Here is a 14,089-nt window from a genome sequence, read left to right as displayed (position 1 = left end):
ACGCCGCGTCGCCACGGGCGCTGATCTACGCTATAGAGCGATACGTTGCCGCTGCGCTTCGCGTTGCGCCGTACTCGCCTGGAGCCATGCCCCGATGCCCGACACCTCGCCGCAATCCCGTTCCGGTTTCGACTGGCAGCGCTGGCTGCCCGGCCTCGTCACCCTGCGCCAGTACCAGGCGAGCTGGCTGCCCAAGGACCTGGCCGCCGGCCTGGTGCTGACCACCATGCTGGTGCCGGTGGGCATCGCCTATGCCGAGGCCTCCGGCGTGCCGGGCATCTACGGGCTGTACGCGACCATCATTCCGCTGCTGGCCTACGCGCTGTTCGGGCCGAGCCGCATCCTGGTGCTCGGGCCCGATTCGGCCCTGGCCGCGCCGATCCTCGCGGTGGTGGTGCAATACGCGGCGAGCGACCCGCAGCGGGCGATCGCCATCGCCAGCCTGATGGCGCTGGTGTCCGGCGCGGTGTGCATGATCGCCGGCCTGCTGCGCCTGGGCTTCATCACCGAGTTGCTGTCCAAGCCGATCCGCTACGGCTACATGAACGGCATCGCGCTCACGGTGCTGATCAGCCAGTTGCCCAAGCTGTTCGGCCTGAAGATCGACAGCCAGGGGCCGCTGCGCGATCTCTGGCAGCTCGGCCAGGCGCTGCTGGAGGGCAAGGCCAACTGGACCAGCTTCGCCGTCGGCGCCGGCAGCCTGGTGCTGATCCTCCTGCTCAAGCCCTACAAGCGCATTCCGGGCATCCTCATCGCGGTGATCCTGGCGACGCTGGCGGTAAGCCTGCTGGACCTCGGCAGCCATGGCGTCAAGGTGCTGGGGCAGCTGCCGCAGGGGTTGCCGTCGTTCGCATTGCCGTGGGTGAGCGATATCGATCTGCTGGAAGTGGTGCTCGGCGGTGTCGCGGTGGCGCTGGTGTCCTTCGCCGATACCAGCGTGCTGTCGCGCACCTATGCGGCGCGGTTGAATACGCCGGTGAACCCCAACCAGGAGATGTTCGGCCTCGGCGTGGCCAACGTCGCCTCCGGGCTGTTCCAGGGCATTCCCATCAGCAGCAGCTCCTCGCGCACCCCGGTGGCCGAGGCGGCCGGGTCGAAGACGCAGCTCACCGGCATCATCGGCGCGCTGGCGGTCACGCTGCTCCTGCTGGTGGCGCCCAACCTGATGGAGCACCTGCCCAACAGCGCGCTGGCCGCGGTGGTGATCGCCGCCGCGCTGGGGCTGTTCGAATTCGCCGACCTCAAGCGCATCTACCGCATGCAACCGTGGGAGTTCTGGCTGTCGATCAGCTGCTTCGTCGGCGTGGCGGTGTTCGGCGCCATTCCCGGCATCTGCATCGCCGTGGTGATTTCGGTGATCGAGTTCCTCTGGGACGGCTGGCGGCCGCACCACGCCGTGCTCGGGCGGGTCGACGGGGTGCGCGGCTACCATGACGTAACGCGTTACCCGAATGCCCGGCGCATTCCCGGCCTGGTGCTGCTGCGCTGGGATGCGCCGCTGTTCTTCGCCAACGCCGAGCAGTTCCAGAACCAGGTGCTGGCCGCGCTGGACGACTCGCCGACGCCGGTGCAGCGGCTGGTGATCGCGGCCAGCCCGGTGACCAGTATCGACGTGACCTCCGCCGACATGCTCGCCGAGCTGGACAAGGTGCTGGAGCAGCGCGGCGTGGAGCTGCAGTTCGCCGAGATGAAGGACCCGGTGAAGGACAAGATGAAGCAGTTCGAGTTGTTCGAGGGCCTTGGCGAATCGGCGTTCCACCCGACCCTCGGCGCGGCGGTGGACGCCTACCTGGCCGATTCCGGGGTGGACTGGACGCCCTAGGCCGGGCGAACCCGTGCGCGGCGTCGGTCGATCCAGATGAGCATGCCGCTGGCGTACAGCGACACCGCGAGGAACAGCGCCATGCGCACGGCGAAGGCGCGGTAGACGTCCTGGCCGCCGGCGCTGTCCGCCACCGACTGGCCGAGCAGGATCAGCACGGTGGTCAGGCAGCTCACCCAGTAGGCCGGGCTCTTGCGGGTGGCGACGACGGCGTAGAGCCGGCGCCCTTGCCAGAGGGTGGCCAGCAGCACCCAGAGGAAGAACATCCACAGGTGCACGAACAGGCTCAGGGCGCCCCACACGAGGATCGCCAGCACGCCGGCGAGCAGGGTGGAACCGATCAGTTCGCGACTGGCGTGGCGCGCGCGGGTTTCCCCGGCCTGTTGGCCGAGGCTCACCGATTTCATGATCAGCGGCATGAAGCGGTCCGGCGCGATGATCGCCAGCAGGAACGCCGGCATCACGATCAGCACGGCGCGCAGGGCGATCCAGGCGGCGTCGTCCTCGCTGGGCAGCGGCGGGGCAGGGGGCGAGGGCGCATGGGCAGGCTCCGGGAACAGCGCATGGGCGACGGCGGTGCTCAGCACCGCCAGCAACATGCCCTTGGCCAGCGCCTCGACCACCGACAACGCCAGGGTGAAATCGCTGGTGCCGGCGGCGGCGATCATGGTCAGGCCGATCACCAGCAGGTTCGCCAACAGGCCGTTGCCGCCACGCAGCGCATAGCGGAACACGCCGTACAGCCCGACGCCCACCAGCAGCACACCACTGAACGGCGCGTGGCGCAGCAACGGAATCAGCAGCAGGCCGACGCCGCAGCTGAGCAACACCAGCACCGCCAGCGCCGGTGCCGCCTTGAGCGGCAGGGCCTGAGCGCGCATCGCCAGCAGGAGCACGGCCAGCACCGGGGCGAGAAAGGGGATCGGCAGGCCGATGCCGTAGCTGGCCGCCAGGCACAGCGCGGTGCCCCAGGCCAACCGGAGCGCGCGGCGGCGCCGCAGCTCAATAGGCATACGACAGCCAGCTCATCAGCCACATGAACGCCCGGCCGAGCAGGTTCAGCGGGTTGCCTTCGCTGGGCAGCGCCATGACTTCCGCCTGGCCGCCCACGCGCAGGCCTGAGGGGCCTTGCAGCTGGTCGCGGTCCAGTTCGACGATGACCGGGAAGCGCTGCGCCGAGCGCAGCCATTCGCGGCTGTTCTGCACCGTGGGCAGCGAGCCGGGCGGGGTGCCCTGGCCGACGCTGACGCCGTAGCCGATGCTGCGGATGCGGCCGCTGAGCAGTTCGCCGGGCAGGGCATCGAGCACCACCAGCACCGGTGTGCCGTTGCGCAGGTGGCCGAGGTTGTTCTCGGTCATGTCGGCGCTGATCCACAGGTCGTGGATGGCGATCAGCGTCATCACCGGGCTGCCGGGGCCGACGTAGTGGCCGACGTCGGTGCGCAGGTCGGTGATCAGGCCGTCGGAGTCGGCGCGCACGGTGGTGCGGGCGAGGTCCAGACGGGCCTTGGCGACAGTGGCGGTGGCGCTGCGCAACTGGGCGTTGTCTTCGTCGTGGCCGCCTTGCTGTTCGCGGGCGCGCTCGACCTCGGCGCGTGCCGCGGCGACCTGGCTGGCCGCCTGCTCGCGGGTCGCCTGGGCGCTCTCCAGGCGGCGCACGGAGACGGTGCCGGGGTCTTCCTGGTAGAGCCGTTGCAGGCGCTCGGCATCCTGCCGGGCCTTGCGCTCGTTGGCCTGGGCGGCAGCCAGTGCGGCCTGGGCCGAGTCGATGCCGGCGGTGCTCGCGCCGATCTGCCGGCGCACCGTGTCCAGGTCGGCTTCGGCGCGCTGCAGGGCGATGCGGTACTGCTCCTGGTCCAGCTCGAAGAGCACGTCGCCCTTGCGCACCTCCTGGTTGTTGCCCACGGCGACGCGCTTCACTTGGCCGGCCACTTCGGCGCTCACCGGCACCACGTAGGCCTGCAATCGCGCCTGCTGGGTGTAGGGCGTGAAGCGGTCGGCGAGCAGGTACCAGACCAGGCTGACGACGATCAGCAGCAGCACCACGCGCATGCCCCGGTCCGGCGCGGACGCGCGGGGGGCGGGAGCGGAGGGCGGTGAGGGCGGCGGGGCAGGGGTGTCGCTCATTTCGGGCGTCCTTGGTCCGTGGCGGCCGGGGCGGGCTCGTCGAGCAGGTCGCCCCAGTCGGTGCGTTGTTGCATCTGTTGCCGGGTGGCCGGGTCGATGGGCGCGCGCTGGCTGTCCCAGCCGCCACCCAGCGCCTTGTACAGCGCCACCAGGTTGCTGACCGCGTTGCCGCGGCTGACCAGGTAGCCATCCTGCTGTTGCAGCAGCAGTTGCTGGGCGTCGAGCACCCGCTGGAAGTCGGCAAAACCTTCGCGGTACTGGGAGCTGGCGAGGTTCAGCGAGCGTTGCGCTGCCTGCGAGGCCTGTTCGCGGATCCCGGCGCTCTGCAACGAGCGCACCAGCCCGCTGGCGGCGTCATCGGCCTCGCGCGCGGCGTTGCGCACGTCCTGCTGGTACAGCTCGATCAGTTGCTGCAGGCGCGCATCCTGCACCCGCACGGCGTTCTTGCGCCGACCGTAATCGAAGGGGTTCCAGATCAGGCTCGGCCCGGCAGCGAGGTTGAAGCTGTCGGGCAGGTTGTGCGCCGAGACGAAGCTCCAGCCGATGCTGCCGATCAGGCTCAGCGACGGATACAGGTCCGCCTCGGCGACGCCCACCAGCGCCGACTGCGCCGCCACCGCCTGCTCGGCGGCGCGGATGTCCGGTCGGCGTTGCAGCAGGCTGGCCGGCACGTCCTGGAGGATCGCGCCCGTGGGCATCGGCAACTGGCCGTGACGGGCGAGCAACTCGGGCATCTCGCCCGGCGGCCGGCCGAGGAGGGCGCAGAGGATGTTGCGCAGGGCGTTCACCTGGTTCTCGAACTCGGGGATGGTGGCCTGGGTCGCCAGGTACTGGGTGCGCGCCTGCTGCCAGTCCAGTTCGTCGTTCTCGCCATGGCGGAACAGCCGTTCGGTGATCTCCAGGCTGCGCTCCTGGCGCTTGGCGTTTTCGCGGGCGATGTCCAGGCGCGCTTCCGCCGTGCGCAGGCCGAAGTAGGTGTCGGCGACCTGGGCGCGCAGCAGCACCATGGCATCGGCGTAGTTGGCCTGGGAGGCGAAATACACCGCATCCGCCGACTCGATGGCGCGGCTGAAGCGCCCCCAGAAGTCGATCTCCCAGCCGATGTCGAAGCCGATGCTGGATTGCCAGAACACCGAGTCCCGCGCGCTGGGGGCGCCGTGCTGGTTCTGCTTGAGGTAAAGGCTGTCCGCGCTGATCTGCTGCAACTGCGGGTAGCGCCCGGTCTGGGCGATGGCCAGCTGCGCGCGCGCCTCGGCGATGCGCAAACCGGCCACGCGCAGGCTGGTGTTGTGCGCATCGGCCTCGGCGATCAGGGCATCCAGGGTCGGGTCGGCGAACACCGTCCACCAGCGGCTGACGTCCGGCGCGGCAGCGCGCTGGCCGGCCTGCTCCAGCAACGGCGTGCGCCAGTCGTCCAGCCACGGCGACGGCGGCGTCTGGAAGTCCGGCCCGACCTGGGTGCAGCCGCCCAGCAGGACGGCCAGGAGCAGGCTGCAGCGTCTGGCGCGCTCGGGCATGGCGAGCGGGGTCACTCGCCGGGTGTCGCCGGCTGGTCCAGCTTCGGCACCTGCTGGTCGACCCATTGCCAGAACAGCTTGTAGGTCACCGCCAGGATCACCGGGCCGAGGAACAGGCCGATGATGCCCTTGACCACCATGCCGCCCAGGGCGCCGATCAACACCACCGGCATCGGCACGTCGACGCCGCGGCCCAGCAGCAGCGGCTTGAGCACGTTGTCGGCGAGGCCGGCGACGAAGATATAGAGGGAGAAGGCGATGGTTGCGCCGGTGAAGCCTTCGGTGCTCAGCACATAGATGATCACCGGCAGCGTGACCAGGGTCGCCGGCGCCTGGGCGATGCCCAGTACCAGGACGATCAGCGCGAGAATGCCCGCCCCGGGGATGCCCTTGATCACGAAGCCGATGCCGATCAGCAGCATCTGGATGAAGGCGATGCCGATCACCCCGAGCGCCACCGCGCGGATGGTGGCGGTGCACAGCGCGGCAATGTGCAGGCCGCGTTCCGGGCCGGAAATGCGTATGGCGATGCGCTGCGCGGCGATGGTGCCCATTTCGCCGAACGCCATGATGATCCCGGAGATGATGATCGCGCCGACGAACAGCAGGAAGGCCCCGCCGGCACTGGCCGCTGCGCCCAGCAGCATGCGCCCGGCATCCTTGATATTGGGCATCAGGCCGCGCAGCACGTCGGTCAGGCTGGTGGACGCCGCCAGCCAGAGGTCATAGACGCGCGGGCCGATCAGCGGCCACTCCGCCACCGACGGCTTGGGCGCCGGTACGTTCAGGGTGCCGCTCTTGAGGATGTCGCCGACGCTGCCGGCGGATTCGGTGATGGACATCGCCATCAGGTAGATCGGCACGATCAGCACGAGCAGGACGAACAGCACCAGCAGCGTCGCCGCGTGGCCGTCCTTCAAGCCGGTGCGCGCCTTGACCTTGCGCAGCACCGGGTAGAGGGTGACCGCGAGGATCACCGACCACAGCATCAGTTCGAGGAACGGCTGGAACACCTCGAAGGAGAAGATCACCAGGGCGGCGACCAACCCCGCCTTGATGAGGATGTCGAGCATGCCCTGGGACAGGGCGCCGTCGAGTTTGAAGCCGGGTTGCATGGTGTTCTCCTCAGGCCGGACGGTCATTGGCGCGGTTCGGCGCTTTGCAGGTTCTTTTCAGGAGGCGGCAGCCCGGAAGACTGCCGCCCGGGGGGCTGCTGCGCGGCGAGCGGACCGACGCCGGAAAGCCCGGCACCATCGTCGTCGAAGCGGCCACCCGGCTCGTCGTCGCGGCCCTGGCGATGCAGCTCCAGCAGCGATTGCACTTCCTGCTGCTGGTAGCGGCGCACCCAGGCCTCGGCCTGTTCTTCGCTCGCACCCAGTTCGATAAAGGCGCGGCGTCCCATTTCCAGGCTGGAATGGAAGGTTTCACGCACCGGGTTGGCGCCCCGGTCGAGCAACTGCAGGACTTGCTGGCGGTTCAGCGCACGGGCGATCACCCGTGTCTGCGGATAGAGGCGGGAGAGGGCGTCCACGGTGTCCAGGTTGATCTGCGGATCGTCCGTGGCCACGATCACCAGGTCCGCCTCGCCGACCTTGGCGGCATGCAGAATTTCCGGGCGGGTCGGGTCGCCGTAGTAGACCGGCACCCGGCCTTCCTTGCGCTGGCGGACCAGGGCGTCCATCGAAGTATCCAGCGCCACCACCGGCACGCCCTGGGCCTGCAGCAGGTTGGCGACCACGCGCCCCATGCGGCCCAGGCCGGCGATGACCACGCGGGGTGCGTCGCTGACCTCCGGCGGGGCGTCCGGGCGTTCCTTCACCGCTGCCTCGCCGCGCAACGGGCGGGCCAGCGCCATCATCACCAGCGGCACCACCGCCATCGACAGGGTGATGACCAGCACCAGCAGGTCGTGGACGCGCGGGTCCAGCAGGCGGTGATCCAGGCCCAGCTTGAACACCACGAAGGCGAACTCGCCGCCGGAGGCGAGCACCACGGCCAGGCAGAGGGCTTCGGCGCGCTCCAGCCCGCCGGCGAAGCGCCCCAGGCCGAACAGCAGCGGCAGCTTGATCGCCACCAGCAGCAGCGTCAGGCCCAGCACCAGCAGCGGTGCGCCGAGCAGCAGGCTGAGGTCGGCGGTCATGCCCACGCCGACGAAGAACAAGCCCAGCAGCAGCCCCTTGAGCGGCTCGATCTGCGACTCCAGTTCATGCCGGAACTGCGATTCGGCCATCAGCATGCCGGCCAGGAAGGCGCCCAGCGCCATGGATACGCCGACGTGCTCCATGATCCAGGCGGTACCCAGCACCACCAGCAGCGCGGTCGCGGTCGAGAGTTCGCGCAGTCCCGAGCCCATCGCCCAGGTGAAGACCGGGCGCAGCAGGTAGCGGCCGCCGACCACCACCACACCGACGCCCACGGCCACCGTGAGCAACGGACGCACGCCCTCATCGGACGGGTCGCCGCTTCCGGCCAGCAGCGGCACGACGGCAATCAGCGGGATCGCGGCGATGTCCTGGAACAACAGAATGCCCACCGCCAGCCGGCCCTGGGGCTTGCCCAGTTCCTTGCGCTCGGCGAGCACCTGCAGGCCGAAGGCCGTGGAGGAGAGCGCCAGGCCCACGCCGAGCACCACGGCGGCGGCCGGCGTCTGGCCAAACAATGCGAAGGCCAACAGGCCGAGCACCAGGGCCGTCAGCCCCACCTGCAGCGAACCGACGCCGAACAACGACCGGCGCATCATCCACAGGCGGCGCGGCGAAAGCTCCAGGCCGATGATGAACAGCAGCATCACCACGCCCATCTCGGACAGCCGGCTGACGTTCTCCGGGTGGCTGACCAGGCCCAGCACCGACGGGCCGATCAGGATGCCCGCCAATAGATAGCCCGGCACCGCGCCCAGCTTCAGGCGCTGCGCCAGGGGCACGAGGATGACGACCGTCAGCAGGAAGATTACCGTCGCCTGCAGCAGGCTCCCGTCATGTGGCATTCATCAGCCCTCTTGTGGTTCCTTGCGGGCCGTCGGCCCTGTCGATAACGCCGGCGGGCATGTCCCGGCCGGCCGCTTCCTGGCTGCCACGTCACCCTTGCTCCCAGGGCTTCTTGAAAGAAAGAGAGCAGGGGGCTTGTCTCTGCTACGCACCGGTCAGGCACCGTGCCGCGCCGAGGAAGGTCCTGGACGTCCTCGCGGGTGCTGTGCGGCGTGCATTGAGTATGGGTGATCCGTAGCTTTTTGCCGGCCGGGGAGCTTACGGGCTGATCCGCCGATGGAAAATACAATTCCAGCAGATTCAAAGACTTACGAGGTTCACAGCTTCCAGATGGGACCGTAGGTGCCAAAACAGGCATTGGCCAGGGCCTGCGGACGCACGCCGTGGGTCTGGTAACCGCCGTATTCGTTGATTTCCAGGGTCAGTTGCGGGGTGAGCTCCCGGCCGCTTTTCAGGCGCACGCTGTCGAACACCTGCAGCTTCTTGCCGGTGTTGACCACGCTGGTTTCCATCCACGCATCCGGCGTATTGGCTTCGTCCAGCCGCGCCAGCAGCGCGTTGTACAGCGGCAGATGGCGGCCATCGGGCGCCTTGCAGTCGATGTTGATCTGCTTCACCAGCGCCTCGGCCTCGGCGGAACTGAAGTACAGGCGGGCGCCGAAGTCGCGCTGCAGTCGGTCCACGTAGGAGCCTTGACCAGTCTCGCGGGACGCTGCGCTGACCGGTTGCGGAGCGATATCCGCCAGGCAGGCCGCGCGGTTCTTGTAGAACGTGTGGGAAACCCGGACGCCGGTGGGCGTGTAGATCGCCGAGGTGATCAGCACCTCGCCGTTGGCGCTCAGGTGTTCGCCATCGGCCACGTAGTCGCCGCCGTTGCCCCAGACCCCCTCGGGCAGGCCGTTCGGCCATTCCACGCAGGTTGGCTGGGAGGTATCGCGGCGCAGTTCGTACACGCGCTGCTGAAGAAAGCTCGCGGACGTTTCGGCGTGCGCGACGAAGGACGTCAGTAAAAGGCTGGCGGTGACGAACAGACGAGTCCGATTCAAGAAGCATCTCCTGATTGCCCAACGCAACGCCGTCGGGCCGTACGCTCAGAAGAATAGCCGGGCGTTGGGCAAATGCTGTTCGAAGATCAGGGCGATCGAATGGGAAAGGAACAACGGGGTGGGGATGGGAAACGGCACGAGGCCCTGGCCGACCCGCCAGGGGTGCATATGTAATTTAACATAATATACATTATGCGAAGTTACCCATATGGCGGGCTGGGCCGAGTGTGCCGCTTTGCGCTTCCCACTGCCTGGAAAAAACCGCTTCGCGCCTCAACCGAGAATGCTGCGGATTCGACTCCGTTGGAACTCAACTCGGTCCACTGCAGGACGCTGCCATCACTTCCCGGCGACTTCGGTTTTCACCCTGGGCATCTCGATGCCGTATTGCTTGACCCGCCGATACAAGGTCGCACGGGAAATGCCCAGCGCGGCCGCGGCCGGTGCCGGTAGCCAGCGGTGACGCACCAGGGCGTCCAGCAGTGCCTGTCGCTGCGGGCTGGACGGATGCTCATGCTGCTCACGACGATGCAGGTCACCGTGCAGTTCCTGTGGCAAATCCTCCAGGCGGATCGTCGCGGCGCTGCAGATGGCGCAGGCATACCGCAGCACATGGCGCAGCTGGCGAACGTTGCCCGGCCAGTGATAGCCCAGCAGACATTCCAGCGCGCTGTCGCACAGGCTGACGCTGATGCCGCACAGTGCCGCCTCTTCGTCGAGAATGCGGTTGATCAGCGCCAGTTTGTCGGTGCGCTCGCGCAGTGGCGGCAACTCGAAGCGCGCGCCGCTGAGGCGGAAATACAGGTCCTCGCGAAACGCGCCGGCTGACACCAGCGCCGCCAGGTCGCGGTGGCTGGCGCAGACCACCTGGATATCGATCGCCTGGCGCCGGGCGGCGCCCAGCGGCGCGACTTCGCCCTCGGCCAGCACCCGCAGCAGGCGCGTCTGCAACGCCAGCGGCATGTCGCCGATCTCGTCCAGGAACAGCGTGCCGCCGTCAGCCTGCTGCAGCAGCCCGCGCATGCCTTTGCGCTCGGCTCCGGTGAAGGCGCCGGCCACGTAGCCGAACAGCTCGCTTTCGATCAGGCTTTCCGGAATCGCGGCGCAGTTCAGGGCAACGAAGGGTTTGTCCCGCCGCAGACTCATCTCGTGCAGCTGCCGAGCGAAGACTTCCTTGCCGGCACCGGTTTCGCCATGGATCAGCACCGGAAGGTTGCGGTTCTTCACCCGTACCGCCAGGCGCAGCGCCTCGGCGATGCGGGCATCCTCCCCCGCCGCCCTCCCCGGCATCGCCACGCTGGCCGCGCGCCTGGGGACGCTGAGGCGAATGTGCAGGCCATGTTCGGCGAGATGATGCGGGCCTTCGTCAGCGGCGGCGCGCAGCTTGTCCAGGTCGAAGACCTCGCCGATGTGCTCGGGCAGCTTGCCGTAGCGCTCCTGCAGGTAGCGGCGCGCCATGGGGTTGAGCGCCTGGAGGCGGCCGTCGCCATCCCAGGCGAGCAGGTAATCCGGCTGGCTGTCGACGTAGCCGGGCGCCGAATGGGCGCGCAGGACCCATTGACCGCGCGTGCTGTGCATGAAGAAGGCATTTTCGATCTGGCGGGCGCTCTGCACCGCCATCTGCCGGATCAGGTGCTGGCTGCGGCGGTCATCCGGGGACTCCACGGCGGACACGTCGAGCACGCCCAGCAGTTCGCCCCAGGGGTCGAACACCGGCGCCGCGGAGCAGGTCAGGCCGATGAAGGCGGCGCGGAAGTGATCGCGCTTGTGCACGGTCACCGGCACGCCGTTGGCCAGGACGGCGGCCACCCCGCAGGTCCCCTCCTCGCCTTCGGACCAGCAGGTCCCCAGGTACAGCCCGGCCCGCCGGCACTCGCTGCGAATCGCCGATTCCACGCGGTAGTCGATGGTGCGGCCCTGGGCGTCGGTCAGCAGGACGCAATAGTCCGCGTCGCGCACGCGGCCATGCAGGCGCGAGACTTCCTCGCCGGCGATGCGCAGGAAGCTGTCGGCGCGCTCGCGGCATTCCTTGAGCAGCGTCTGGCTGAGGATGCGCGGCCCCTGGAGGGATCCTGGGTCGAGGTGATGCTGCTCCATCGAGCGGCGCCAGGAGTCCAGGATCAGGTTCGGCACCGGCAGGTCAGGCAGGCCTCCGGCATGACGCAGCACGCGGCTGACACAGTCCACGTGGGCTTTCGAGTTGGCAGGCAGCATGGGGCCTCCACGGCTCGGATCTTTTTCTTGTGAGGCCCATTTAAGCCCCAGCCCGCTCGCCAGACAAGCACGGCGGCCAGACGGCACGGGCGTGAGACGCCGCGTCTCAGCGTCTCGCCGCCGGGCCTTGCAGCCTGACATGCGGCGTCTCATCCGGCGCGTCACGAGCGCTCATCGTGACCCGTCGTGCAGGGCTCTGGCACGCGGCTTTCCGGCGGTTTCTCCAGCCGCTGGCATCGACTTTGCCCCTTTCTGTCAAAGGCCGCCGCGTGGCGGTCGTGACACCCAGAACAACAACAAGAGATGCCGTCATGCCCTTTCCTGCTCGTTTTCTCAGGTTCGGTGCGCCATGAGCCTGCGCGTCGGAATCATCGCCAACCCAGCCTCGGGCCGTGACCTGCGGCGCCTGACCGCCAACGCCGGGCTTTACTCCAGCACGGACAAGGCCGCCGTGGTGCAGCGTCTGCTCGGTGCGTTCGGCGCCTGTGGCATCGATGAAGTCCTGATGCCGCCGGACATGACCGGCATCGCCGCCGCCGTGCTCAAGGCCAGCACCAGCCGCCATGCCCGCGACAGCCGCTGGCCGCGCCTGGAGTTCCTCGACCTGCCGCTGCGCCAGAGCGTGGAGGACACCCGCCTGGCCGCGCGCCTGCTGGCCGAGCGCGGCGTCGCGCTGGTCGCGGTGCTGGGCGGCGATGGCACGCACAAGGCGGTGGCCGCCGAGGTCGGCGAGATTCCACTGTTGTGCCTGTCCACCGGCACCAACAATGCGTTTCCGGAGTTGCGCGAAGCCACCGGCGCCGGCCTGGCCGGCGGCCTCTACGCCAGCGGGCGCATTCCGCCGCACGTCGCCCTGCGGCGCAACAAGCGTCTGCGCGTCCGTCTGGCCTCGCGTGGTATCGACGAGATCGCGCTGGTGGAAGTCGCGGTCTCCCCGCTGACCTTTACCGGCGCCCGCGCCATCTCCCGCGCCGACGACCTGGCGGAAATCTACGCCGCGTTCGCCGAGCCCCACGCCATCGGTCTCTCGTCGCTGTGCGGGCTGTGGAACCCGGTGTCGCGGCGCTGCCCGCGCGGCAGTTGGCTGCGCCTGTCGCCCCATGCCGACGAGGCGCTGCTGGCTCCGCTGGCACCCGGCCTGCTGCAGGCCTGCGGCGTGGTGGCCAGCGGCAGCCTGGAACCGGGCATCCCGCACCGGCCGCTGCTGGCGGCCGGCACCCTGGCCCTGGATGGCGAACGGGAAATCGAATTCGCCGCCGCCGACCGCCCCGCCATCACCCTCGAACTCGACGGCCCGCTGAGCATCGACGTCGAGGCCGCCCTGGCCTTCGCCGCCTGCCATCGCCTGCTGGCCGTTCCTGGCAAGCCCGTGAACCACCCTGGAGAACAACAAGATGCCCACGCTATCGACTGAGCAATTGCTGAATGCCTACCGCGTGATGCGCACCATCCGCGCCTTCGAGGAACGCCTGCACGTGGAGTTCGCCACCGGCGAGATTCCCGGCTTCGTCCACCTGTATGCCGGCGAGGAAGCGTCCGCCGCCGGGGTCATGGCGCACCTCGACGACGAAGACTGCATCGCCTCCAACCACCGCGGCCACGGTCACTGCATCGCCAAGGGCGTCGACGTGTACGGCATGATGGCCGAGATCTACGGCAAGAAGACCGGCGTCTGCCAGGGCAAGGGCGGCTCGATGCACATCGCCGACCTGTCCAAGGGCATGCTCGGCGCCAACGGCATCGTCGGCGCCGGCGCACCGCTGGCTGCCGGGGCGGCGCTGGCCGCCAAGCTCAAGGGCAACCGCGCGGTGGCCGTGGCCTTCTTCGGCGACGGCGGCTCCAACGAAGGCGCCGTGTTCGAGGCGATGAACCTGGCCTCGGTGTGGAACCTGCCGTGCATCTTCGTGGCGGAAAACAACGGCTACGCCGAGGCCACCGCCTCCAACTGGTCGGTGGCCTGCGACCACATCGCCGACCGCGCGGCCGGCTTCGGCATGCCCGGCGTGACGGTGGACGGCTTCGACTTCTTCGCCGTGCACGAGGCCGCCGGCGCCGCCATCGAACGCGCCCGCGCCGGCGAAGGCCCGTCGCTGATCGAGGTCAAGCTGACCCGCTACTACGGCCACTTCGAGGGCGACGCCCAGACCTACCGCGCGGCCGACGAGGTCAAGCACTACCGCGAAACCCGCGACTGTCTGATGCAGTTCCGCGACCGCACCACCCGCGCCGGCCTGCTGCAGGCCAGCGCCCTGGACGCCATCGATGCCGAGGTCGAGGCCCGCATCGAGGAAGCGGTGCTGCGCGCCAAGGCCGACCCCAAACCCTCCCCCGCCGACCTGCTCAGCGACGTCTACGTCGCCTACCCCTGAGCCGCCC

10 protein-coding genes are annotated in these 14,089 nt (G+C 68.9%); 3 read left to right on the top strand and 7 right to left on the bottom strand.

What is annotated here, in order from left to right; genetic code table 11:
- Nucleotides 1-94 precede the first annotated feature (94 nt).
- Entirely contained in the window at nt 95-1,822 is a 1,728-nt protein-coding gene (locus N0B71_RS22495; RefSeq protein WP_259755013.1) for a SulP family inorganic anion transporter, read from the top strand.
- Here the strand turns inward: N0B71_RS22495 and N0B71_RS22490 are convergent.
- The 7 genes from N0B71_RS22490 to N0B71_RS22460 form a co-directional block, all read right to left on the bottom strand.
- Nucleotides 1,819-2,835: a DUF2955 domain-containing protein gene (locus N0B71_RS22490; protein ID WP_259755012.1), complete on the bottom strand. Its 1,017-nt coding sequence runs from the start codon at nt 2,833-2,835 to the stop codon at nt 1,819-1,821. The two genes, N0B71_RS22495 and N0B71_RS22490, sit on opposite strands and share 4 nt — an antisense overlap.
- Entirely contained in the window at nt 2,825-3,949 is a 1,125-nt protein-coding gene (locus N0B71_RS22485) for an HlyD family secretion protein (protein WP_442964626.1), read from the bottom strand. Before N0B71_RS22485 ends, N0B71_RS22490 begins: the two co-directional genes overlap by 11 nt.
- Entirely contained in the window at nt 3,946-5,466 is a 1,521-nt protein-coding gene (locus tag N0B71_RS22480; protein WP_259759656.1) for an efflux transporter outer membrane subunit, read from the bottom strand. Before N0B71_RS22480 ends, N0B71_RS22485 begins: the two co-directional genes overlap by 4 nt.
- Nucleotides 5,467-5,477: 11 nt before the next feature.
- A complete protein-coding gene (locus tag N0B71_RS22475) occupies nt 5,478-6,581 on the bottom strand; it encodes an AI-2E family transporter (RefSeq protein ID WP_259755011.1) in 1,104 nt (367 codons plus the stop codon).
- Between the two features lie 23 nt (nt 6,582-6,604).
- Nucleotides 6,605-8,452: a monovalent cation:proton antiporter-2 (CPA2) family protein gene (locus N0B71_RS22470; RefSeq protein WP_311197171.1), complete on the bottom strand. Its 1,848-nt coding sequence runs from the start codon at nt 8,450-8,452 to the stop codon at nt 6,605-6,607.
- Between the two features lie 318 nt (nt 8,453-8,770).
- Nucleotides 8,771-9,499 carry a hypothetical protein gene (locus N0B71_RS22465; RefSeq protein WP_259755010.1) on the bottom strand — a complete coding sequence of 243 codons (729 nt, stop codon included), beginning with the start codon at nt 9,497-9,499 and terminating at the stop codon, nt 8,771-8,773.
- A 339-nt stretch (nt 9,500-9,838) separates the two neighbouring features.
- A complete protein-coding gene (locus N0B71_RS22460) occupies nt 9,839-11,713 on the bottom strand; it encodes a sigma-54-dependent Fis family transcriptional regulator (RefSeq protein ID WP_259755009.1) in 1,875 nt (624 codons plus the stop codon).
- Nucleotides 11,714-12,062: 349 nt separating this feature from the next.
- Between N0B71_RS22460 and N0B71_RS22455 the strand changes: the two genes are divergently transcribed.
- Both N0B71_RS22455 and N0B71_RS22450 read left to right on the top strand, forming a co-directional pair.
- Complete coding sequence (locus tag N0B71_RS22455) at nt 12,063-13,127, top strand: ATP-NAD kinase family protein (protein WP_259755008.1); 1,065 nt, start codon at nt 12,063-12,065, stop codon at nt 13,125-13,127.
- The gene (locus N0B71_RS22450) at nt 13,108-14,082 is read left to right on the top strand and encodes a thiamine pyrophosphate-dependent dehydrogenase E1 component subunit alpha (protein ID WP_259755007.1); all 975 of its coding nucleotides are present in this window, start codon (nt 13,108-13,110) and stop codon (nt 14,080-14,082) included. The genes N0B71_RS22455 and N0B71_RS22450 overlap by 20 nt, the downstream gene beginning before the upstream one ends.
- Nucleotides 14,083-14,089: the final 7 nt, after the last annotated feature.

The organism is Pseudomonas sp. GCEP-101 (genome assembly GCF_025133575.1).
Classification (GTDB): domain Bacteria; phylum Pseudomonadota; class Gammaproteobacteria; order Pseudomonadales; family Pseudomonadaceae; genus Pseudomonas; species Pseudomonas nitroreducens_B.
Note: the sequence above shows the minus strand (reverse complement) of the source record. Positions and strands in the feature narration are given on the sequence as shown.